The 24,381-nt window shown below is 36.2% G+C and carries 22 protein-coding genes and 1 tRNA gene; 19 read left to right on the forward strand and 4 right to left on the reverse strand.

Going from position 1 to position 24,381, the window contains the following annotated elements; translation table 11 throughout:
* The first annotated feature begins 5 nt into the window (after positions 1 to 5).
* The 6 genes from I5677_RS00140 to I5677_RS00165 all read left to right on the forward strand — a co-directional run bounded on the left by I5677_RS00140 (position 6) and on the right by I5677_RS00165 (position 6,414).
* Positions 6 to 551 (forward strand): UvrB/UvrC motif-containing protein, encoded by a 546-nt coding sequence (locus I5677_RS00140; RefSeq protein WP_197659531.1) that lies wholly within the window; start codon positions 6 to 8, stop codon positions 549 to 551.
* Complete coding sequence (locus I5677_RS00145; RefSeq protein ID WP_197659532.1) at positions 544 to 1,578, forward strand: protein arginine kinase; 1,035 nt, start codon at positions 544 to 546, stop codon at positions 1,576 to 1,578. Before I5677_RS00140 ends, I5677_RS00145 begins: the two co-directional genes overlap by 8 nt.
* A gap of 56 nt (positions 1,579 to 1,634) precedes the next feature.
* Positions 1,635 to 4,079 (forward strand): ATP-dependent Clp protease ATP-binding subunit, encoded by a 2,445-nt coding sequence (locus I5677_RS00150; protein ID WP_197659843.1) that lies wholly within the window; start codon positions 1,635 to 1,637, stop codon positions 4,077 to 4,079.
* Positions 4,080 to 4,280: 201 nt separating this feature from the next.
* Positions 4,281 to 4,694: an endosialidase gene (locus I5677_RS00155; RefSeq protein WP_197659533.1), complete on the forward strand. Its 414-nt coding sequence runs from the start codon at positions 4,281 to 4,283 to the stop codon at positions 4,692 to 4,694.
* Positions 4,695 to 6,050 (forward strand): DNA repair protein RadA, encoded by a 1,356-nt coding sequence (gene radA / locus I5677_RS00160; RefSeq protein WP_197659534.1) that lies wholly within the window; start codon positions 4,695 to 4,697, stop codon positions 6,048 to 6,050. It begins immediately after the preceding gene.
* Between the two features lie 291 nt (positions 6,051 to 6,341).
* A tRNA-Trp gene (locus tag I5677_RS00165) sits at positions 6,342 to 6,414 on the forward strand.
* A gap of 60 nt (positions 6,415 to 6,474) precedes the next feature.
* Here I5677_RS00165 and I5677_RS00170 read toward each other — a convergent pair.
* Positions 6,475 to 6,894 carry a MarR family transcriptional regulator gene (locus I5677_RS00170; protein ID WP_197659535.1) on the reverse strand — a complete coding sequence of 140 codons (420 nt, stop codon included), beginning with the start codon at positions 6,892 to 6,894 and terminating at the stop codon, positions 6,475 to 6,477.
* A 118-nt stretch (positions 6,895 to 7,012) separates the two neighbouring features.
* Here I5677_RS00170 and I5677_RS00175 point away from each other — a divergent pair, with 118 nt between their 5' ends.
* Complete coding sequence (locus I5677_RS00175; protein WP_197659536.1) at positions 7,013 to 7,525, forward strand: CarD family transcriptional regulator; 513 nt, start codon at positions 7,013 to 7,015, stop codon at positions 7,523 to 7,525.
* Between the two features lie 251 nt (positions 7,526 to 7,776).
* Here I5677_RS00175 and I5677_RS00180 read toward each other — a convergent pair whose 3' ends face one another.
* Positions 7,777 to 8,556 (reverse strand): helix-turn-helix domain-containing protein, encoded by a 780-nt coding sequence (locus I5677_RS00180; RefSeq protein ID WP_197659537.1) that lies wholly within the window; start codon positions 8,554 to 8,556, stop codon positions 7,777 to 7,779.
* 407 nt (positions 8,557 to 8,963) lie between these two features.
* On the opposite strand from I5677_RS00180, the gene arfA reads away from it, so the two are divergent.
* Positions 8,964 to 10,460, forward strand: a complete 1,497-nt coding sequence (gene arfA, locus I5677_RS00185; RefSeq protein ID WP_197659538.1) for an arabinosylfuranosidase ArfA — start codon at positions 8,964 to 8,966, stop codon at positions 10,458 to 10,460.
* A 329-nt stretch (positions 10,461 to 10,789) separates the two neighbouring features.
* Here the strand turns inward: arfA and I5677_RS00190 are convergent, their stop codons facing one another.
* Complete coding sequence (locus tag I5677_RS00190; protein WP_197659539.1) at positions 10,790 to 11,296, reverse strand: ferritin-like domain-containing protein; 507 nt, start codon at positions 11,294 to 11,296, stop codon at positions 10,790 to 10,792.
* Between the two features lie 106 nt (positions 11,297 to 11,402).
* Between I5677_RS00190 and I5677_RS00195 the strand changes: the two genes are divergently transcribed.
* Entirely contained in the window at positions 11,403 to 11,588 is a 186-nt protein-coding gene (locus I5677_RS00195) for a multicopper oxidase domain-containing protein (protein WP_197659540.1), read from the forward strand.
* Between the two features lie 9 nt (positions 11,589 to 11,597).
* Here the strand turns inward: I5677_RS00195 and I5677_RS00200 are convergent, their stop codons facing one another.
* Positions 11,598 to 11,879 (reverse strand): hypothetical protein, encoded by a 282-nt coding sequence (locus tag I5677_RS00200; RefSeq protein ID WP_197659541.1) that lies wholly within the window; start codon positions 11,877 to 11,879, stop codon positions 11,598 to 11,600.
* A 375-nt stretch (positions 11,880 to 12,254) separates the two neighbouring features.
* Between I5677_RS00200 and I5677_RS00205 the strand changes: the two genes are divergently transcribed.
* The 10 genes from I5677_RS00205 to I5677_RS00250 all read left to right on the forward strand — a co-directional run bounded on the left by I5677_RS00205 (position 12,255) and on the right by I5677_RS00250 (position 24,319).
* On the forward strand, positions 12,255 to 12,929 hold the full coding sequence (locus I5677_RS00205) for a response regulator transcription factor (protein ID WP_197659542.1): 675 nt from the start codon (positions 12,255 to 12,257) through the stop codon (positions 12,927 to 12,929).
* Between the two features lie 8 nt (positions 12,930 to 12,937).
* On the forward strand, positions 12,938 to 13,930 hold the full coding sequence (locus I5677_RS00210) for a sensor histidine kinase (RefSeq protein ID WP_197659543.1): 993 nt from the start codon (positions 12,938 to 12,940) through the stop codon (positions 13,928 to 13,930).
* A 228-nt stretch (positions 13,931 to 14,158) separates the two neighbouring features.
* Entirely contained in the window at positions 14,159 to 14,929 is a 771-nt protein-coding gene (locus I5677_RS00215) for an ABC transporter ATP-binding protein (RefSeq protein ID WP_197659544.1), read from the forward strand.
* Positions 14,919 to 17,153: an ABC transporter permease gene (locus I5677_RS00220; RefSeq protein ID WP_197659545.1), complete on the forward strand. Its 2,235-nt coding sequence runs from the start codon at positions 14,919 to 14,921 to the stop codon at positions 17,151 to 17,153. The genes I5677_RS00215 and I5677_RS00220 overlap by 11 nt, the downstream gene beginning before the upstream one ends.
* Positions 17,154 to 17,930: 777 nt before the next feature.
* The gene (locus I5677_RS00225) at positions 17,931 to 18,569 is read left to right on the forward strand and encodes a glycoside hydrolase family 11 protein (protein ID WP_197659546.1); all 639 of its coding nucleotides are present in this window, start codon (positions 17,931 to 17,933) and stop codon (positions 18,567 to 18,569) included.
* A 297-nt stretch (positions 18,570 to 18,866) separates the two neighbouring features.
* Complete coding sequence (locus I5677_RS00230; RefSeq protein WP_197659547.1) at positions 18,867 to 19,697, forward strand: formylglycine-generating enzyme family protein; 831 nt, start codon at positions 18,867 to 18,869, stop codon at positions 19,695 to 19,697.
* A 384-nt stretch (positions 19,698 to 20,081) separates the two neighbouring features.
* Positions 20,082 to 20,261: a symporter small accessory protein gene (locus I5677_RS00235; RefSeq protein ID WP_197659548.1), complete on the forward strand. Its 180-nt coding sequence runs from the start codon at positions 20,082 to 20,084 to the stop codon at positions 20,259 to 20,261.
* Between the two features lie 27 nt (positions 20,262 to 20,288).
* The gene (locus I5677_RS00240) at positions 20,289 to 21,887 is read left to right on the forward strand and encodes a sodium:solute symporter family protein (protein ID WP_197659549.1); all 1,599 of its coding nucleotides are present in this window, start codon (positions 20,289 to 20,291) and stop codon (positions 21,885 to 21,887) included.
* A 245-nt stretch (positions 21,888 to 22,132) separates the two neighbouring features.
* A complete protein-coding gene (locus I5677_RS00245; protein WP_243456447.1) occupies positions 22,133 to 22,912 on the forward strand; it encodes a DNA alkylation repair protein in 780 nt (259 codons plus the stop codon).
* A 105-nt stretch (positions 22,913 to 23,017) separates the two neighbouring features.
* The gene (locus tag I5677_RS00250; protein WP_197659550.1) at positions 23,018 to 24,319 is read left to right on the forward strand and encodes an endo-1,4-beta-xylanase; all 1,302 of its coding nucleotides are present in this window, start codon (positions 23,018 to 23,020) and stop codon (positions 24,317 to 24,319) included.
* Positions 24,320 to 24,381 lie beyond the last annotated feature (62 nt).

Here is a 24,381-nt window from a genome sequence, read left to right on the forward strand (position 1 = left end):
TTCCTATGCTATGTGATAGATGCCAAAAGAGAGATGCCAAATTATTATATACCGAGATTATAAATGGAATAAAAAAGGAACAGCATCTTTGCGAGGAATGTGCGGCAGATTACACATCCTTTCAAATGGAGAAACCGCTATTAAACAGCGAGCTTACTTTAGGAGATCTGCTATCGACTTTGTTGGAAGCATATACAACGAAAGGAACGAAAGAAACTGGGGATAGTAAGCCGGATATTGTGTGTGATTCCTGTAGTACTACCTATGAAGAATTTTTACAAAAGGGTCGTTTTGGCTGTGCGAACTGTTATCGCAGCTTTCATAAAGAATTAAGCAAGACCTTAAAGGGTGTTCAGGGTTCCGATGTGCATACCGGGAAAAGACCAAAAGGTTTCATAAGTGATACAGACCGTATATTACAGGACTTTACCGAAATAGAGAGACTGTCACTAAAGCTGCAAGAGGCAATCGAGAAAGAAGAGTTTGAGGAGGCTGCAAGGTTACGGGATCTGATACGGGAGATGAAAAAGGAGGAGACGAATAATGCTTAAATGGTATGAACAAACTGCCCAAGACAGCGATGTTGTGATCTCCAGCCGCGTCAGACTTGCAAGAAATTTAGCAAACTATTCTTTTTCCAATAAGCTAAAGGAAGAACAGGCAGCAGAACTGGTTAAAGAAGTAAAAACTATCACCTCTTCTTTAGCAGAAAAAGCAAATAGAAAGTTTTATTCCTGTAATATCAGTACCTTAAGTGAGATTGATAAGTCCGCCATGGTTGAGAGGCATATTGTCAGTCCGCTGCTGGCAGAGAAAAAGCAGACCACCGGTTTAATCTTATCGGAAGATGAAACAATCAGTGTTATGATAAATGAAGAGGATCATGTAAGAATACAAGCCATCGTGGGTGGAATGAATTTAGAACAGGCATATGAGGAAGCGGATCGTATCGATGACATTGCTTATGAGAAGTTACATTTTGCATTCGATGAAAAGTATGGTTACTTAACATCCTGCCCAACCAATGCCGGTACCGGGATGCGTGCTTCCTATATGGTTTTTTTACCGGCCTTAAGTGCAGCCAGAATGATACAGAAGCTGATTGAAGAGGTAGGCAAGTATGGAGTTACGATTCGTGGTATTTACGGAGAAGGAACGAAGAGTCTTGGAAGTATCTATCAGATTTCTAATCAGAAAACCTTAGGAAATTCGGAACGGGAGATTATTGATAACCTAAACCGTATTGTCACTCAGGTTATAAAACAGGAAAGAAAAAGACGGGAATATATGCTATCTGTTAATTCCGATGAAATAGAAGATCAGGTATACCGCTCTTACGGTATATTAAAATTTGCCCGCCAAATTGCATCCGACGATGCTATGACATTGTTATCCCAATTAAAGTTTGGTGCAGACTGCGGGGTAATTAAATTTGATAGGGAATTCAATGTTCATAAGCTGATGATGGGAGTACAACCCGGAAGTCTTCAGTGGACCCTTGGTAAAAATGTAGGTAGTACGACAAGGGATCAGTCAAGAGCTGAATATATCAGAAAGGAATTACCTACAATTATATAAACAGGACGAATAATTATTAATGAAAGTACTCTTAAGTGAATGGAGGACACAATATGATGTATGATAAATTTACCGAAAATGCAAAAAATGCAATTAATTTAGCGAAGGAAGTAGCTTACCGACTGTCTCATAATTATATTGGTACAGAGCACCTTCTGATTGGCTTAATGGAAGTCGACGGAGTGGCCTCTAAGGTATTAGAGGAAAACGGTGTCAGTGTGGAAAAGGTTCTGGAACTGGTAAATCAACTGATTGCTCCGAATAATGGGGTTGAAATGATGGATGCCGGTAGCTTCACCCCCAGATCAAAGCGCATTCTGGACCAAAGCTATAAGGAAGCTGCCAAATTCAAAGCACAGCTGGTTGGAACGGAGCATATATTACTTGCACTTATTAAGGAGACCGATTGTATTGCTGTACGTCTTTTGAATACACTCGGTGTAAATATACAGAAGGTATATATTGATATCTTAACCGCTTCCGGTGTCGATGTAAGTGCCGCTAAGACAGATTATTCAGCAGGAAAGAATAAGGGGAAAGCAAAATCAGCAACTCCGACTTTGGACCAATACAGCCGTGATTTAACAGAGTATGCCAGAGAGGGTAAATTAGACCCTGTCATCGGTCGTGAAAATGAGATACAAAGAGTTGTTCAGATCCTTAGCAGAAGAACTAAAAATAACCCATGCTTAGTAGGTGAACCGGGTGTTGGTAAAACTGCAATCGCAGAAGGGCTGGCTCTAAAAATTGTAGAAGGAAATATCCCTGATGTCATTAAGGAAAAGAGGGTCGTTACCTTAGACTTATCTGGTATGGTGGCAGGTTCAAAATACCGTGGTGAATTTGAAGAAAGAATTAAGAAAGTAATCAGTGAAGTAATCGGAGATGGCAATGTACTTCTCTTTATTGATGAAATTCATACCATCATCGGAGCAGGTGGTGCGGAGGGAGCAATTGATGCTTCCAATATTCTAAAGCCCTCCTTAGCTCGTGGAGAGTTACAAATTATCGGTGCAACAACCAGAGAAGAGTATCGTAAATATATTGAAAAGGATGCAGCTTTGGAAAGAAGGTTCCAACCGGTTGTCGTAGATGAACCCTCCGAAGAAGAGGCAATTCAGATTTTATTCGGACTTCGGGATAAATACGAAGCACATCATCAGGTACGCATTACGGATAGCGCTTTAGAAGCTGCTGTAAAGTTATCAAGCCGTTATATTAACGACCGACATCTGCCGGATAAAGCAATTGATTTAATGGATGAGGCTGCTTCCAAGGTCCGATTAAGTACGTATACCTCTTCACCACAGGTTAAGGAATTGGAACAGGAAATCAAGCGTTTGGAAGATGAGAAAGAAAAAGCAATCAAACAGGAGGCTTATGAAAAAGCCGGTGAGATAAAGAAACAACAGGAAGCTGCGCAGGAACAGCTGGAGAAACAGAAAGTTCTTGAAGAAAAACAGCGGACGGAAAAACAATTGGTAGTGGACGAAAATGAAATTGCTGAGATTATATCCAGCTGGACAAAAATACCGGTGAAGAAGCTGGCAGAAGAAGAGACAGAAAGACTTCAAAATCTTGAAAAAATTCTTCATGAACGAGTTGTTGGCCAGGATGAAGCCGTAGGCAGCGTTGCCAGAGCAATTCGTAGAGGTAGAGTAGGTTTAAAAGACCCTAATCGTCCAATTGGTTCCTTCTTATTTTTAGGGCCTACGGGTGTTGGTAAGACGGAGCTTTCAAAAGCATTGGCAGAAGCTATGTTTGGCAGTGAAAACTCAATTATTAGAGTTGATATGTCGGAATATATGGAAAAGCACAGTGTAAGTAAACTGATTGGTTCCCCTCCGGGATATGTTGGATATGATGAGGGAGGCCAATTAAGCGAAAAGGTCAGACAAAATCCTTATTCCGTTATCTTGTTTGATGAGGTAGAGAAAGCACATCCTGATGTATTCAATATTTTATTGCAGGTACTGGATGATGGTCATATCACCGATGCGCAGGGTAGAAGAGTAAGCTTTAAAAATACAATTATTATCATGACCTCCAATGCCGGAGCACAGAACATCATAGCCCCGAAACGTCTAGGCTTTACCTCGGTTGTCGATGACAAAGAGGATTATAAGAGGATGAAGGAAGGAGTAATGGATGAGGTTAAGAGAATCTTCAAACCGGAATTCATTAACCGAATTGATGAGATTATCGTGTTCCACGCTCTATCAAAAGATGACATTAAGAGTATCGTGGCTATCATGGTTGCTACCATTGCCAAGAGAAGCAAAGCACAGATGAGCATCACCTTAGAAACCAGTGATGAAGTAATCAGTCATCTGGCTGAGGTAGGTTTTGATGAAAAATACGGTGCAAGACCTTTAAGAAGGGCAATACAATCGAATATTGAAGACCGTTTGGCAGAGGCAATATTAGCGGGAAATATCAAAGAAGGAGATACTGTATCCATAGAGTATCTTGACAATGAAATGGTTGTTAAAACGAAATAATATTAGTGCACTCAGAAATTGAACTATGAAATTGTAGTAGAATTTGATCTCTATTTCGTTTATAATGTAATTGAAGTAATAAAAGTGTTCCATTTTAAGTTATCTGTCACGATAAATTTACGAACCTATTGTAAAAGGTATAAAAAATAACGAAGTTGTTATAAAGCCTTTTACAATAAATACAATTAGGAGGGTCATATAATGGCAGTTATTGAAGAGTTAATACGCAAGGAAAGTGATGGAACCATAAGTTTTGGCAATTACAAATTAGATGTAAAATCTAAAATGTCAGACTTTGAACATGAAGGGGATTTATACAAGGTAAAAACCTATAATAAAATAACAAAGCTCGAGAAGAACGGCATGTTTGTTTATGAATCAGTGCCCGGTACCGCAGTATTTCACCTGAATATGAAGGAGAATGAAGTAAGTTATCAGGTGGTAGGTTTGGATACCGCTCAGATTACCTTAGAGCTTGAAGCTGAGAAAGATTATGAGATATTTAAAAATGATTCTTATCTTGGCAAAATGAAAACAAATTTAGGGGGAAAGCTGGTATTTTCCGTGGATTTGAATGAGGAAGAGAAAGCTTTTATAAAGGTGGTAAAACTATAGATGGCTAAGAGTAAGGCCGTGTTCTTCTGTAAGGAATGTGGTTTCGAATCTGCAAAATGGGTAGGTCAGTGCCCAGGCTGTAAGCAATGGGATACGTTTGTAGAGGAACCGGTTGTGAAAAAGAGTACCTCGAGCAGCAAGAGTCGAATTGCCAGAGAACCTGAAACTCTGTCAAGTATTAAAACCGAAGATAATGTAAGAGTAAGCTCAGGGATTGGAGAACTGGACCGGGTTTTAGGCGGAGGTATTGTACCGGCTAGCCTTGTACTGGTCGGAGGTGACCCGGGCATCGGAAAATCCACACTGCTCTTACAGATGTGCAGGGAAATCGTAAATCAAACGAAACAGGTATTATATATATCCGGTGAAGAATCTTTAAGCCAGATTAAAATGAGGGCAGAGAGGCTCGGTGTGTTTCACGGCGAGCTTCTGCTCCTTTGTGAAACCGATCTAGATTTAATTGAAGATTCCATTCAAAAGCATAAGCCTGATATCGTGGTAATCGATTCCATCCAGACCATGTTTAAGGATGAGGTGAGTTCTGCACCGGGCAGCGTAAGCCAGGTAAGGGAGGCTACCGCTGCGTTAATGCGTATTGCTAAAGGTCTGGGGGTAACGGTATTTATCATCGGACATGTGACCAAAGAAGGTATGGTTGCCGGACCGAGGGTACTGGAACATATGGTAGATACCGTACTTTATTTTGAAGGTGATAATCATGCTTCTTACCGGGTACTACGAGCAGTAAAAAACCGATTTGGCTCTACCAATGAAATTGGGGTATTTGAAATGCGAAATACCGGCCTGGTTGAGGTAAAAAATCCATCCGAATATATGTTAAAGGGAAGACCAGAAGGAGAATCGGGATCTGTTGTCGCGGCCTCCATTGAGGGGACAAGACCTATCCTGGTTGAAGTACAGGCCTTGGTTTGCCGGACGAATTTTAATATGCCAAGAAGAACAGCAGCCGGAACAGATTATAACCGTGTAAATCTGCTCATGGCAGTTTTAGAAAAGCGCCTTGGCATTCAACTAGCGGACTGTGATGCCTATGTTAATGTAGCAGGCGGAATACGAATTACGGAACCGGCACTGGATCTTGCGGTAGTATCTGCAATCTTATCCAGTTATAAGAACGTAGCCTTAGATAACAGAACAATATTATTCGGTGAGGTAGGTCTGACCGGAGAAATCCGAGCAGTTAATATGGCGGAACAAAGGGCTATTGAAGCTGCCAAAATGGGCTTTGAGACATGTATTTTACCACAAGCGAATAAAGAGCACATCAAGGTTCAGGGAATACAGTTAATCGGTGTTAAAAACATTCAAGAAGTAATGAGGATGTATATAAAGTAATTGATAGAATAGATAAATAATTAGCATGTACAATTATTGTACTATATGTGACTTGCGTATTGTCTTAATGGAACATAAATTCTTCTCACGTAAAATTAAGAGAAAAGTTTGAATGGTACAATTGCTGGTGCAGAGTTGATGCTGACTATGGAATAAATTACACTCATACATACTATAAAATATAAACGAGATTTGATATACCAAAATATTACAGTGCAAAGTCGTGCTAAAATCTTAAAATTATATTGACAATTAAGACAATTCATAGTACTATAAATAGGCGACATAAATAGGGGTATAGTTCAGCTGGTAGAATAACGGTCTCCAAAACCGCAGGTCGTGGGTTCAAATCCTACTGCCCCTGTAGACACAGAAAGGCTCATACGAAAGTATGAGCTTTTTTGTGTCTGCAGGGGCAGCGGTTTTATATCTTTTTAAGCAAGCTTTTTAACAGGTTTAAATTTTCTAACCCTATTTGTTCTGCAAGATCTCGTTCGACTGCTTCTTTAAACATATTATTTTCTAAGAATAAACGTTCACCCAATGGGGTAAGTTTAAGACATTTTTTCTTGTTATTATTTACAACATTATTAATCGTTATAATACCTTTTGAATTTAAAGCTTTAATACATTTGTGAGTTGCCTGCCTTGTTATGTTGACTTGTTGTGCTATTTCTGAAATAGTAGGCTGTTTCCCATAAATAAGGTAAATGACAAGCCATTCTGAATTAGTTATAAAAATGTTATATGAGTTTTTACATTCTTTTTCAATCATTTTCTTGAACTTATAATATTTTAAATTTATTAATTCTATTAAATTTAAGTTATTAGCTTCACTTTCCACTCATTTCACCTCAGAAGAAGTATACTATAATAGAAGAAAAATGTCAACCAAGTTGACATTTAATAATTAGTATGTTATATTTGTATTGGTAACCTAGGTGAAAAATGGAGGCGATAAAATGTTTAAGAAAGGTGATTATATTATTTACTCTTGTCGGGGTGTATGTTTAATCAAGGATATAAAAGAGAAAACGATAGAAAATAAGAAAAATATGTATTATATCATGCATCCGGTAAATATAAAAAATTCTATTATTATGACTCCAGTTGATAATGAAAAAGTAAAAATGCGTAAGGTTATGAAAAAGGAAAAAGCAGAGGATATTATAGATACATTATTAGACAATAGTGATTTGCCGCGTATTACTGATAAAAAGATGAGAGAACGTGTTTATAATAAAATGCTGAAAGAAGGAAATCCAAGCGAATTAGTAGAAATAATTAATGCTTTGAATGAGGAAGAGAATGAAAAAAGAGCGGAAGGAAGAAAAAAATCTGCTACGGATGAAAAATATTTAGAAAAGGCAAAAGAATTATTATTTACTGAATTGTCAGTATCCTTAGGAGTGGGATTTGAACAAATAAAACAAAGAGTAGAATCTATCCTTCAGGAAAAATTAAAGTATTGCTAAAAATAGAGACAGAACTAATAATAGTAGTCATTTTTTATGTACTACTATTATTTTTGTGTAAAGTTAGAGACTAATGCACGACAATATGGCGTGATGTTTAGTGTTTCATTTGATATCAATTTAGACAAGATGTTGGACTTATTGGACAAGGGCAAAATCCTCTATGTCATGTATTGGGAATCCAGTGGACAAGAAGGCCATTCAGTCATAATTCAGGGCTACTGGAAGCTTGGAGATAGTGTTTATTTCTTTTACGTTCCTTCTTCTCTATAATCCCCCGGTGTACATCCGCATTGGGATTTAAATATCCGATTGAAATGGCAAATGTTATTGAAACCTGAATCATATGCAGCTTGTTTGATCGTTACAGCATCATTCTTCATCAGGTATTTTGCTTTCTGTAATCTTGCTTGAATTAGCTCTTCCTTCGGGGTGCTATGGAAGAAAAGATCATAGTACTTATAAAGTTGACTTTTTCCGATATTTAATATTTTACACATCTTTTCCACAGTCCATGGTTGCTCACAGCTTGCCAGCATCTGTTCACGAAGACTTAGAAGCTCAGGGTAAATATTCTGCCTTTGCTCATTAGGAATTGTCTCCCGAAGTTGACCTCTGTGAAGCAATATGAGAAGCTGATGAATATATAGATCCGTCATTTGAGCTGCCTTTGAAAATTTATTTATGTATTCCTGGTAAATCTTCTTCAGCAGCCAATTAAGCTCTTCGGTATTATCCGGGTAAAAAATCGTATTCTGTTTTATGTTATATTGTTTAATGATTTCATGATCACAAAAAAAGTGTACATAACTGTTGAAAAACTCGTTATCTGCCTGATAGTGCTGATGATTTCCGGGAGAATAAAGGATACATGCTCCGGGCTTTGCACTCACTGTGCTTTTATTCGGAAAGTAAAAAGTCATTGGTGATAGTATCAGTAAAAAAAGATAGCTGGTTGTTCCGGATGGACGTAAAATAGTATCGCGATCAGGATTATGTGTGTGATATCCGCAATAATCAATCGTTATCATCTTTTATCTCGCTTTCTATGTGTTATCTTTTTGTAGTTCCATAGAGCCTTTTTATTTATTTACCTAGTTTTACTTTACTTACTTTAGACTACCCTGTTCGGTACTCTCTTTCTTATATTTCATTATTATGATTGGTCAGCCTGTATTCTTAATTATAAGAGCTTGGCCAACTTATAATCTTGTTATTGCTAAATCCCAGAGGACTACTTTCTAAATAGATAAAAATAACGTTTTATGACAGACTTTCAATATACTTAGTGAAGGAGTTTGTCTAATTTTGTTACGCTCTTATATCATACTTATAACCGGAAGAAAAGTCAATAATATAAGAAATAATGATATTTTCATAACCTTATGAGTTGTTATAATTTAAGTATCTTTTAGTATATAAGAAAGGAAATCGAAGAATGAAAAAGTCAACGTTAATTATTGATAAACACTTTATTGTTGGAGAAATTGATCATCGTATCTATGGTTCATTCATTGAGCATCTTGGACGAGCTGTATACGAAGGAATCTATCAACCTGAAAGTCCGTTTGCAGACGAACAGGGTATGAGAAAGGATGTAGTTGAACTCATTCGTAAATTAAACGTTCCTATTGTCCGTTATCCTGGAGGTAATTTTGTATCGGGCTATCACTGGGAAGATGGAGTTGGTCCCAAAAATGAGCGTCCAGAGAAATTAGATCTTGCCTGGAGTGTTATTGAAACTAATCAGTTTGGATTAAATGAATTTATGGACTGGACGAAGAAAGCCAATACCTCTGCGATGATGGCAGTTAATCTGGGAACTAGAGGTATCGAGGATGCCAAGAATATCGTAGAATATTGTAACATTCAAGGTGGAAGCTATTATAGTGATATGAGAAAAAAACATGGATATGAACAGCCCCATGATATTAAGTTATGGTGTCTGGGCAATGAGATGGATGGTCACTGGCAGATGGGACATAAAACAGCAGTTGAATATGGAAGACTTGCAGCAGAAGCAGGAAGAATTATGAAGATGGTAGATCCCTCCATAGAGTTGGTAGCCTGTGGTAGCTCTGCCCTTGATATGCCCACCTTTGGTTCTTGGGAGGATACAGTACTCTCGGAATGCTATGACCAGGTCGATTATCTATCGTTACATCAGTATTATGGAAATCGCGATAATAATACGCCGGAATTTCTTGCTAACACCGTTGCTATGGATCGTTTTATTCAATCGGTTATATCAATCTGTGATGCGGTGAAAGCAAAGAAACGTAAAAATAAAACCATTCAGCTATCCTTCGATGAATGGAATGTATGGTACCATTCCAATAACCAAGATAAAAAGTTGGAACGTTGGTGTAAAGTGCCTCATCAATTGGAGGATGTCTATAATTTTGAAGATGCATTATTAGTTGCAGGTATGATGATTACCATGCTCCGTCATGCAGACCGCGTAAAAGTGGCATGTCTTGCACAGCTCGTTAACGTAATTGCTCCCATCATGACCTCGGATACTGGTGCATGGATGCAGACAATTTTTTATCCTTTTGAACTGATCAGTAATCATGGACGCGGGACAGTACTAAATACCATTGTAAAGGCACCGGTTTATGAAAGTAAACAAGGGGATGCACCCTATCTAGATTCTGTCTGTGTTGTGAATGAGGAGGAGGAAACTCTAACGATATTTGCTGTTAATAAGGATCTGGAGGATTCTATGGAGTTAACCTGCGATTTACGACAGTTTAAAGATTATCAGGTGAAAGAACATATCGTTTTAACCCACTCTGATTTAAAAGCTGTTAATACAGAGGAGAATCCGAATAATGTGGTTCCTGTTAAGGGGGATAATGCTAAGATAGAAGGTGGTATATTGCAGGCAATATTATGCGATAAAAGCTTCCATATGATTAAGCTCGGTAAATAAAGATATAGATTCCTATATGTACAGCGATATAGGTTATGTTTATATTATGACTTTGTAGAGCGGTTACTAGATGAATATACTGAGAGTATGACTTGCTGTAATACACTGTTTGAGGGACATATTGTTGAATATGTATGAATAGAGGGAACAATTATGTTCCCTCTATTCATACATACTAAACGATGTGTCCTTCACTCTGTGAGTGCGAAAAGTGACCCTTCACCCGGGGCACTTCTGTTATATTCCCGAATGATTCATTTAGTAACAGGCCTTAATCATATAAATATTATATTCCTTTTAGCAGGATAGAGAAATATTATACTTTCTGATTATTTACATGGAAAGTTATTGAATAAGGTACTTAACATAGTTGCGTGACTTTGCTCGTCAATCATTACCATGTAGAAGGTATCGATGATAACCTGATCCATAGTAGATAATTGAACGTTTCGATAAAGAGTAACAGTCGCTAGTTCGTCGGTTAAAGCCTTTAATAAACCTTCCCTGTAACATTTTATACAGGCAGGAGTAACACAGTATTTTGGTTCGCAATCGGTATAATATATATATAACTTTATAAATATGTGTAAGTGTTCTAATTCATTATCACAAATCTGCTGAAGGAATTCACAGTGGAGTTTATTTGGAGCATCTTTTAAAAGATGTCGGTAATAATCAACGGCGTTTGCTTCATCTTCGATTGCTTTATGAATACAATGGAGGATTTGGTCAAACGGCTTAGGGCCTTTTAACGGTAAACTTGGGATCTGTACATTATCACAGAACTTACTGTCAAAACAATTGAAGGTTTTTTCAGATGCTTGATACTGGAACATATACATAACCTCCTGTCAATTAAACAATGTTAAAATTATGTTCTTCATATTATATTATGTTGGTTTTTGTGTTTTTGTTCTATATTTTATCTAATTAACAATTAATATGTCGATTATAATAACAGACAAAGATAATCAGCAGGGCAAGTATGTTATGGTGAGGGCAGATCCTGGGCAGGTAACTTCTATTGTAATGCATTTTAAAGAACATTCCGGGGATTATATATGGCGTTGCCATATATTAGAGCACGAAGATCCCGATATGATAAGACCTCTTATTGTAGAGGAATAGTCAATATAGTTATCCTATCGTCCAGCGGCATTTGGTAATATCAAAGATAAGAAGTATATTGGTTCTGTAATCGTAAGTATCATAAACACAGTAAAATTCTTTTAACATATATCTATCTTTCGTAGAAATTACTGAATGAATTTTATATTTAAACAGCTCCTGATTATCATCTTCAATGCAAAAATATCTTGGGATAAAATCACCGAGTACATTAAAAGCGGCAATAACAGCTACCGGATGTCCATGGGGATGTCGAATAACCGGTCGACGGTCATGTTTCAGAAATGGCATGGGTTTTAAGCTCCTTTAAGTTAGTCATTCATATTAAATCACAGTCATTGGACATAGTATGTCAAAAATACAAAATATTAATTTCCAATTAATGGCATTTATCCACATTATCAACAATACTGCGTGGATAATTTACAGAAATACCCAAATTAAGATTTATTGCAGTATAATCTACAACTTGTTTGTTGGTTTAAATTCGTGACATATTTTTGGTAGATAAAAGGGAATATCTGTGATAAGATGATATGGATGTTGGTAATGGAAATAATATCAAATAAGAGGATTTATTTGAAGGATTTAATCAATGCTACTTGTATGATATATATATAGTTGATGGTATAGAATCCTGAATAACGGTGGAAAGAGGAATTGACCATGTACAAAATAGCGGTGGTAGAAGACGATAATACGATAAGAAGTGAATTACATCTGGTGTTGGCCAATCATGGTTATGAGGTATGCGATATTGTAGATTTTACTAACGTTGTTAATCAGTTAAAGGAGATAAAACCCCACATTGTATTGCTGGACATTAACCTACCGGGTGAAGATGGGCTTAAGATATGTATGAAGCTGCGGGCCTTTTCTGATGTACCTGTTATCTTTGTCACGAGCCGTGATACCGATATCGATGAGTTACAGAGTTTGATGATGGGCGGTGATGATTTTATTACTAAGCCCTACAATATATCCATCCTATTAACTCGGATAGCAGTACTTTTAAAAAGAGTATATAAGGATGAGAATCAATTAGTATTGGAGCATAAAGGGATCACACTTAATATTGAGACCGGAAGGCTTATAAAAGACGGATTGGAAGCAGAATTAACAAAAAGTGAGATGAGAATATTGGCCTATCTGTTTCGCCATGTAGGAAAGATTGTACCAAGAGCTGACCTTATTGATCATTTGTGGGATAATGAGATGTTTGTTGACGATAATACGTTAAGTGTTAACATAACCCGTATTCGTAACAAGCTTGAGGGGATTGGAGTATATCATTTAATTGAAACAAAACATCGAAGGGGATACTATATTGATAAGGATTAGGTGAGTGAATGAGTGGATACAGTTATTTAAAAGATAAATGCATACCGAACATACTTCAGATATTGGGTGCGGTTGCAGTGTCATCCTTTATGAGTATGTTAGGAAATTCAAATGATGCAATTACACTTTTGCTCGTCGGATGGGGTTTTGTTCTGGTTTTATATTACTCTTTTGATTATAGCTGTAGAAAGCGGTATTACAATTCTCTTCTTGAGTCTCTTAAGCATCTAAAACAAAAATATTTAATTGCAGATGTTATGGAAAAGTCTCACCGTCTAGAGGACGTTATTTATCATAGAATATTACATATGGGAAATAAGGCAATGTTGGAGGAGATCTCCGAAACCATCCATGAATGCAATGATTATATAGAATATATTGAACAATGGGTTCATGAGGTGAAAACCCCTCTTGCAGCCATGAAACTAATTTGTGATAATAATCGTACTCCGGAAGCAATCAAAGTACTTCAGGAATTGGAACGGGCAAACCGCTGTGTGGAACAGGTTCTGTTCTATGCAAGAAGTAAAAATGTAGAGAAGGACTATCTTATCAAAGAAGTGAATTTAGATGAGGTGGTAAAGAAATCGATTCAGAATAATAAGCAACTGCTATTGGAGAAGAAGATTCAGGTTAAGTTGGAATGTGACCAGAGTGTTTTTACAGACGGTAAATGGATTGTATTTATTCTTGATCAATGTATCGTCAATTCCGCAAAATATGGTGCAACCAATATAGTTTTTTATTCTGAAGTGATCGGTAGTAAAACAAATCTCATAATCGAAGACGATGGTATTGGAATATTAAGCGAGGATCTGCCCCGAATCTTTGATAAGGGTTTTACCGGAAAGAACGGACATGAGCTGCAAAAATCAACAGGAATTGGATTATATCTATGTAAGAAACTCTGTGAAAAATTAGATGTGTTGATCGATGTTAAATCCCAAATCGGTAGCTATACCAAAATCATTTTAACCTTTGCAACAGGCAGGCTGAAGTAGATAAGTAATGATAAATTTATATTCCTTACACATGACTTACATTGATAACTTATTGATTTCTTACAAAATTGTAAGAAGTCGGTAAGTTATTTCTATACAATTAAGCAATAAATTGTTGGACAATAGAAAAGGAAATCAGGAGTAACTGATTTCAGAATTATATCATCACAAATAAACATAATCAAAAAATATAATTATTTGAAATGCCGCACAGGCAAGGGAGGCAAAATGAAAAGGGAAGTACTTAAAATTGATCACATCCAAAAATATTACGGTAACAAAAATAATATAACGAAGGCTATTGATGATATCAGCTTTTCCGTGTATGAAGGTGAATTTATCGGAGTGATGGGAGCTTCAGGCTCAGGAAAGACGACACTTTTAAATGTAATCTCAACAATTGATACAGTTAGTGCTGGACATATTTATCTTGGGGGACAGGATATTACAGAAATTGATGATCGTAAACTGGCGCAGTTTCGAAGAGAAAACCTTGGATTTATCTTTCAGGAATTTAATCTGCTGGATACTCTGACATTAGAAGAAAATATATCCTATGCCTTGACAATTAATAAAGTACCAGCTGCTGAAATTCCAGGTAAAGTGAAGCACATAGCAGATAAGCTTGGTATCAATGAAATACTGAATAAGTATCCTGGTGAGGTATCCGGAGGTCAAAAGCAAAGATGTGCATGTGCAAGAGCAATTGTTAATAAGCCAAACGTTATTATGGCAGATGAACCGACCGGAGCCTTAGATTCAAAGTCAGCACAAATGCTGATGGAAACGCTAATCAGTATGAACGAAGAATTAGCAGCCACAATTCTTATGGTTACCCATGATGCATTCTCAGCGAGCTATGCAAAAAGAATACTCTTTCTAAAAGACGGGAAGATATTTAATGAAATCATCAGGGGTGATAAGTCAAGAAAGCAATTTTTTGGAGAAATCCTTGATGTAATGACCTTGCTAGGAGGTGACTTAAGAGATGTACGCTAAATTGGCACTTCGCAATGCGAGAAAATCCATGAAAGATTATCTGATCTATATCGTTACCTTAATGATTTGTGTCGGACTATTCTATTCCTTCATGTCAATCAGCAGCAGATATTATGTTAGTAGCCTTCCCGTGGAATATGACCTAAAACTGCTACAAAATTTAATGCGATATCCGGTGATTGGTATTACTGCTGTTCTGATATTTTTGGTGAAGTATGTAAATAACTATATATTACGACGCAAACAAAAGGAATTTGCAATTCAGACACTCCTTGGCATGGAACAAAAAAGTGTAGCTTTTCTGTTTTTTGTTGAAACACTGATTATGGGACTTATCTCTATCGTAATAGGAATTATATTAGGGGCTTTTTTTTCACAGGTATTAACTTCTAATATCATGAGTTTTTTTGAAGAAGAATATCATATGTATTTTTCTCTGTTCCCAGATACCGTACTGATAACGGTAATAGGCTTCTGTGCAGTTTTTATTCTGATAGGCTTTTTAAATATCAGAAAAATACGAAAAATGAAGATTGTCGATATGTTGAGAGCGAACAAGGAATTACAAGATGATATGAAAAAGGAGTTCCTTATGCCTTTTATGATTTTAGTAATGACAGCAATATCCATAAATAAAGTAATGGATGGACTTTTGTTATATAAACAATATAAGGATGTAATGATTCTTGGTAGCAGGGGGTTTATGGATGTCGTATCATTTTATGGAAATTTAATTCTTCCTTTGTTTTTTGCCGGAACAGTCGCAATGTACCTGATTCTCTGCATAATAAAGCGTAAGCTCTTATCTATACAAAAATTAATAATAATACTAACAGGTTTTACGATTTTAATTATTGCGTTTGCGTTAATGATTGTAGCAGGTCATCCGCTAATGGATAGAACAACTACGAACGGAGCCTATATGTATGTAATGATATATCTGGTGTTTTTCATGTTTGCAGTGTTTTATTCTCTGTCAACGTTAATGCAGATATTTAAGACAAAATCAAAGAGATGGAAATATAAAGGGAACACATTATTTATCGTAGGACAGATTAACGCAAGGCTAACTTCTAATACACGGACGATGTCAATCTTAGCCGGAACCATATTACTGGCTATTACAACATTCATTGTTGATCCGATTTTATCAGGATGGGCTATGGGATATCTGAAAGAAAGAGCAGTCTATGATATACAGATTGCTACAGAAGGTAATTCAAAGACAACCTTGAATACCCTTCCCGATGGTGATTTTACCTATGTGGAAGAAACTTTGGAGGAAATGGGCATTGTGCTTAAAGATAGTTTGAAAGTGGAATTCTATTATCTTAATGATAAAGAGTTTGTAGAAGGTAGCTTCGAACAACCCATAATGGCGATTTCCCTATCAGATTATAATCATCTAAGGGCGATGGCTGGGTCGACACAAATTGATTTAAAGGAAAATGAGTTTAGCTTACAATGGCATTATAGCGTAACTGAAGAAGAAATTGAAAAATACCTGAAAGAAAACAAAACAATTACGATTAACAATGAAAATTTAGTTCAGGCAAATGAAATCAGACATAGGGAAAAGCTTGGAGAGGCCATTTATTCCTTTAGTAGTGATACTTCGGTAGTTATAATTATACCTGATATCTTATGTAAAAGTTTACTGATAGGAAAATGTAATTACTATGGTAATGCCATGAGTAAAATGTCTTATGAAACTGCACAGGAGATAAATGCAGCTTTAAATCAGAAGATAGAACAGATTTCTAAGGATCATCAGTACTATACAGAGCTTCGTATGCGAACGAAACAGAGAAATGAAGGAATATCTGTAGCCTTACTGACGAAATTACTACTATTTTACGGAGGAATTGTATTATTCGTGATTAGCTTTACAGTGCTTTCTCTTCACCAACTGGCGGATTCTTCTGATTTTAAACACAGATTTCAAATCATAAAAAAGATGGGGGTATCAGATACTTCAATTAATGGCATTATTTTGAGTCAAATGGGTATATGGTTCGGCCTTCCAATTCTCTTTGCAGGCATTAGTGCAATTATTACCGGACGATTCTATATGAAATGGACTGAAGTGATTATTAATACACTTATCGGTAGCAAAGAATTCTATGATGCGTTATTTAAGATGATGATGATAATAATCGTCTTGTTTGTCTCTTACTTTGTCAGCACTTGGGTGCTATTTAAGAAAAACATTGAACTATATTAGAAATTAAATTAATTCATATTTAAGTGAGGCTGTTGTAAAATGTAAATTCATTTTGCACAGCTTCTTTACTATGCTCCCTTTTATTATCCTGTTAACCTATTATTTAGACATACTGTTCAAGCTATTTCATCTATTGTGATAACGTTCAAAACTCTCAAAACGCAATGTTTTTCTGTTCTCAGAGATATTCTTAATATAATTATATTAAACCTAATGCATATATTTTTGGAACAATACGCTAAATTGTGCAAAAACACTAAAATAAAAACTTAATTAAGGAATATTACATAATATAGTACTAAGTATATGCGATAAATCTATAGTAAAAGTGATAAAATAAATATAAAAAAATAAAATATGAAAATATAAAAAGACATATTGCACAAATTTACAATTTATGTTAATATTGATTCGTGAAGAATTTAAGGTATCATTTGATATCATAATACTTAAAGAAATTATAATTATTATTCTGGTATCATTAGACTAATCGAATAACTTATTTTTCAGTGCACAATCTTTACTCATCTGAATGATCTTGTTTCTAAATCCTATCACAAAATAATCCATTAAATTTTACTTGTTAATAGCAAAATTACAATAATCAAATCCTAACTTTTGCAACTGAGATATCCGTACGATATGTAAACAATGATTATTATCACATTGTCTTTCTTTTTTAAGACAAATGAAAAGGGAGTGATTTTTTATAAGGTAGTATTCAATATAGTGTGTAGGTAAGTAGTAACAAAAAATCGAATAAAGGAGGATATAAGTATGCGTAAGTTAAATAGGAAAGTTTTAGCGGTATTTTTTGCAATTACGATGTGTTTATCCACCATGTTTGCTAGCACTGCATTAGCAGCGACAAACTACTGGCAGAATTGGACCGATGGTGGAGGAACAGTTAACGCAACCAATGGCTCCGGAGGAAATTACAGTGTTAGTTGGAGAAATTGCGGGAACTTTGTTGTTGGTAAGGGATGGAGTCAGGGATCAGCATCCAGAGTATGTAATTACAATGCCGGCGCCTTTTCACCGTCCGGTAACGGATATCTGACTTTCTATGGATGGACAAGAAACGCGCTTATCGAGTATTACATAGTTGATTCCTGGGGCACTTATAGGCCTACCGGAACACATAAGGGAACTGTGTATAGTGATGGTGGTAACTATGATATATATACGACTATGCGATATAACGCGCCTTCCATCGACGGGACTCAAACCTTCCAGCAGTTTTGGAGCGTTAGACAGTCAAAGAGACCGACCGGCAGTAATGTAAAAATTACTTTTAGCAACCATGTTAACGCCTGGAGAAGTAAAGGCATGAATTTGGGTAGTAGCTGGTCATACCAGGTAATGGCGGTTGAAGGATATCAAAGTAGCGGATATGCTAACGTTACTGCATGGTAAAAGATCATATTAAAATAGGATTTCTAACGGGTTATGGCCGTTAAATTAATTGATATAGATAAAGCCGTATGGTTTCAAAAGCTGTAGGCCTTACATATTAAAATACTACTTACCTACATACTACAAGAATATTACCATTCGAAGCAGCAGCACTGGGCGTGGGAAAGATGCTGGATGTGCTTATCTGAATTGGTTATGAACCAATATAATATTTCCTGTAAATTGGCCACGACATTACAGGAATTAAACAATAGACGGTTAAGAAACTAACTTTCGTCAGATAAAGGAGATATATCTATGAAAATAAGATTTATTATGATGGTATTAGCAATCATGGCTATTTTAAGTGCTTGTTCGAAAAAAGAGTCTGATAATCTTGTGTTAGTGAAAGGAGGGAGATTTCTTAACACGAATTCCAACTTTTATGGAAGTAATGTAACATTAACGGACTTTTATATCAGCAAATATGAGATAACACAGAAAGAATGGATTGAAGTGATGGAGAGTAATCCCTCGGAATTTAAAGGGGATAATTTACCGGTAGAAATGGTAAGCTGGTATGAGGCTGTGGAATATTGTAATAAGAGAAGTATAAAAGAGGGCTTAGAACCGCATTACAATATAGATAAAGTGAAAATAGATCCGAATAATATAAGTGAATATGATAATATTAAATGGACCATAACGATTAATGAGGAAGCGAACGGATACCGATTACCGACAGAAGCAGAATGGGAGTATGCAGCAGGCGGAGGCCAGATGAGTAAGAGCTATACCTATAGTGGAAGTGATGATGCAGATGAAGTAGCATGGTATTGGAAAAATGCTGGAGATACGTATTTATCGGGAGACTGGAGCTGTGCGGCGGTTGATAATAACAATAATCAGACAAAACTTGTAGGGACTAAGAAACCCAACGAGTTAGGAATATATGATATGTCCGGTAATGTAAGAGAATGGTGTTGGGATTGGTATGAAGATATGAATGTTAACAGTGGCACTTACCGTGTTTGGAAAGGTGGGGGATGGCTAGGTGATGTCAGTTGTTGCGAGCCGTCTTACCGGGGTAAGTTCGAGGCGAACGGAATGGGCTCTGATCAGGGTTTTCGCGTATGCCGTAATAAATAAAGGGAAGTACAGAAGGAATCTTATTTTAATATGCATGGAAGGTTAATAAATAAAAGATAAGATTCTTCATATCATTAATAGGATAAGGTAAATCATTGGTGTAAATTATGAAATACAATAAAAGGATCTGTTGTTAATGGTTATGCTGGGAGAAAGTTTATTATCTCTTAGTTTCATTTTACGACAGATTCTTCTTTCTTTTTTTTTAGGATGCGTCGAAGTGAATTTCCTATATAAGATGATTTAGAAATTTCTTCGGCAACAAGATGGCTAGGAGATTTCTTCTATTTATTGACAGATACTTATAAATCATATATACTTTTTAATAATATATCACTTTAAAGCGTAGAAGTTTAAAGTGATAAAACAGAAAGGGGGATTTATGTGTTTGGGTTACAAGACATTAATATTTTTATAGTACTTTCGTTATGTATTGCATGTTCGATCTTTTGTGTAGTATATGGCTACCGGAATTGGAACAAAGGTCAAGAAAAAGAAAAAGATGAAATGACAGAAGAATTATTATGGGAGCAAACGGAAGATAAGATCAATAATGTATTATAACGAAAGAATCAATGGAGGTTTTGTATTATGGGGTTAAAAGTTGTTATAACTATTTTATACCTAGGTATTGTTGGCATCCTTGGATATTTGGGGTTTAAGCACACAAAAAGCTCAGAAGATTATCTGATTGGTGGCAGGAAAATACATCCTATGGTTATGGCTTTATCCTATGGAGCAACGTTTATCAGTACTTCTGCTATCATTGGTTTTGGTGGTACTGCGGCACTATTTGGAATGAGTTTACTTTGGTTGACATTTATGAATATTTTCTTTGGGATTATTATTGCCTTTATACTTTTTGGCAAAAGAACAAGAAAAATGGGTCACAATTTAGGCGCCCATACTTTTCCGGAGCTAATTGGAAAGAGATATCAATCAAAGCTTATGCAAAAGTTTGCAGGATTAGTCATATTTCTTCTTATGCCTGTATATACTGCGGCAGTCATGATCGGTGCTGCCAAGTTTATTGAATGGAGTCTTGAAATTAATTATAATGTTGCTCTATTTTTCTTCTCTATCATTGTTGCTATCTACGTATTCTTTGGTGGTATAAAAGGTGTTATGTATTCAGATGCATTTCAAGGCAGTGTTATGTTTATAGGTATGGCTATATTATTGGTATCTGTTTATTCGGGATTAGGTGGCATAAGTGCTGCACATCAAAAGCTTACAGATTTAATGAATAATCCTGCGGTGATAGAACAATTAAAAGTACCTTCAGGCTTTAATGGCTGGACCGCTATGCCAACGTTCTTATCTACGAGTTGGTGGGTTGTCGTATCTTCCATTGTTATGGGTGTCGGTATAGGGGTGCTTGCACAACCACAGTTAATAGTAAGATTTATGACTGTTAAGAGTAATCGGGAAATTAATCGAGCAATTCCGGCAGGAGGCATTTTCATTTTTATGATGACAGGTGTTGCTTTTATCGTTGGCCCCTTATCAAATGTTTACTTTTTTGAGAAATTCGGACAAATCGCCGTAGTTGCGGCACAAGGAACGGACAATGTAATCCCCGTGTTTTTGCAGACTTTCATGCCGGAATGGTTTATGGCGATCTTCTTTGTGGTTATTGTAGCAGCGGGGATGTCAACAATTAGTTCTCAGTTTCATGCTATAGGTACAGCAGTAGGGAGAGACCTGTATTCAAATAAAGATTGTGATGATAAAAAATTGATGTTTATAACCAGAGGAGGAGTCCTTGTAGCTATATTAATAACTGTTTTTCTTGCTTATGTTCTTCCGTCAGTTTGGGATGGTGCCATAGCGATTAGTACCGGATTGTTTTTTGGAGTATGTGCTTCGGCTTTTTTACCTTTATACGTTGGAGCTTTATATTTTAAAAAGCTTTCAAAAACAGCAGCCATTTCCGGAATGAGTGCCGGATTTATAACCAGTGTTTTATGGATGATGTTTATACATACGAAAGAATCGGCCGTATTGAAAGTATGTTCGTTACTATTTGGAAAGGAAACGCTGTCTCCTCCGGGAAGTCAACTTGCCGTTATTGATCCGATTATTATTTCACTTACGGTTTCAACTGTTGTTACTATTGTAGTAGCTATGATTACTAAGTCAAAGTTTGATGATAAACATATTGATGCTTGTTTCGACGGTATAAGGTAACAATAGCCACTGCCAATAAATTATTAAAAAGTTATAATATGGAAGAATAATTATAAACGCACTCTTTAAGAAGTGAACTATAAGGAAGTACTTTGTTATAAGTGTTTCTAGAGGAATGAGTTCTATATTGTATAGGATTCATTCCTTTTCATTATTTATTAAATACATTCTTAAATGATTATTTGGAGGATATGTATTTACTGATGTAAAGGTAAAAAATCAGGATAAAATAATAATTAATTGACATGAATAATTTAAAAGGTATAATTAAGGCTAAAACCAGACTGATGAGGAGAAGTATGAAAGGAGATATACCAATGGAACTAAACGAAATTATGGAAGAGCTTAAAGCCCTTGGTACAGAGCGAACGAAAAAAACATATCTGAATAATGGTGCACGAGAGCCTGTTTTTGGCGTATCAATAAGTGCTATGAAGCCGATATTTAAAAAGATAAAATATAATCAACCTTTGGCAGAGCAGCTTTATGCCACAGGTAATTATGATGCCATGTATTTAGCCGGTATGATAGCGGAGCCTAAAAAAATGACAGAAGAAGATTTTGACAGATGGATAGAAGGTGCATATTTTTATATGATATCGGACTATATAGTAGCAGTAACCCTTGCCGAAACAGATATAGCCTTTACGGTAGCAGACCGTTTTATAGACAGCAAAGATGAATTAACTATGTCGGCAGGTTGGAGCTGTTATGACTGGTTATTAGGATCTCGTAAAGACAGTGAATTTGACAAGGATAAACTGTTATCCATGCTTTACAGGGTACGGGATACAATACACAATCAGCCCAATCGAACCAAATATGCTATGAATAATTTTATAATGTCTGTGGGCATTTCTTATTTACCGCTTCACGAAGAGGCTAAAAAAATTGCCGTCGAAGTTGGTAAGGTAGAAGTTTTTATGGGCAAAACCCAATGTAAAACAAATGTTGCTGCTGAATATATTCAAAATGCTGCAGATAAAGGAAAACTAGGATTTAAGCGCAAACATGTAAGATGCTAAAGTCGATTTTGTTAGTAGAAGTGGCTTATAATAGGATAGACAAGTAGGTCAGTTAATGCTATATTTTATGGTGAGCGTTAAAAAAATTACTAATTGGAGGTTGGCATGAAACAAAGAATTTACAAAATAGCATTAATCATATTGATGGTACTGATATTGGGAGTTATGGGCGGCTGTAACAAAGAAGAAAAGAATCCGATTGATAACCCTGAGACTGAACAAGCCGAAACAGAAACACAAGAAGATAATGCACAAGATGAGAAAGAAACAGAAGATGTAACTGATGAGGAAGAGGCAGTAACACCGGCTGAATCAGAAGATAAAAGTGCAGAAGATAAGGATGCTGCAAATGATCAGGAAACACAATTAGTGTTAGACGGTGGAATTAAAGATGTCTATGAGCAGGTTGGTATTACAGCAGGTACTTGTTTATCTGACGCTATGATCAAAAATGATAATTATGCAAATTTAATTACTGAGAATTTTACCAGTATTACCTTAGAAAACTTTATGAAACCGGATTATATTCTGGACAGAGCTGAGAGTGTTGCCACAGGAGATATCGTCGTAACATTTCCACAGAGGACGACTGAACTTTTAGACTGGGCCAAGAGTAAGGGGATGGCACTCCGTGGTCATACTTTGGTTTGGTACAGTCAGACTCCGGATTGGATATTCTATGTTGATTTTGATAAATCCAAAGGTTTAGTTGACCGTGATACAATGCTTGCCCGCATGGAGAGCTATATTAAACAGGTGTTTGAAAAGCTGGAGGCACTTGGTTATTTAGACATGTTCTATTCCTATGACGTTGTGAATGAAGCACTCTTAGATGACGGATCCTATCGCGATAGCTTATATAAACAAATTATTGGTGACGATTATATCTGGCATGCATTTAATTTTGCAGATAAATATGCTCCGGAAAGCGTAGGACTTTTTTATAATGACTTCAATGAACAGTTCAAAACCCAAGCTGTTGTAAAACTGGCTCAATCTCTTGTAGATGATACCGGTAGATCCCTGATTGATGGTATCGGCTGTCAAGGACATTTATATACGAAAGATTCCATTGATAAATACATGCAAACTTTAAAGGCATTCAGTGCTTTGGGACTGGATGTTCAGATTACAGAACTTGACGTTAGTCTTGGAACATGGCAAAATATTATGCAGCCCACAGAAGAGAACTTAAAGGCTCAGGGTCAGTATTATTATGAGCTTGTAAGCAGAATTGTTGAGGAAAATGCAGCAGGAAATACTGCAGTATCTGTAATTACATTCTGGGGATTTGCAGATCATTTATCATGGAGACGTGACAGAAGCCCATTATTGTTCGATAAAGATTTAGCACCGAAATACTCCTACTATGGAGCAAAGCTTGATTATGATAATGCAGGCTATTAATTAATACAGTTTAAGCTTGACTTCATTTGTCAATATAGAATAAAAAAAGTGTGAGAAAAATA

Origin of the sequence: Mobilitalea sibirica (assembly GCF_015999265.1) — a bacterium.
Taxonomy (GTDB): Bacteria; Bacillota; Clostridia; order Lachnospirales; family Lachnospiraceae; genus Mobilitalea; species Mobilitalea sibirica.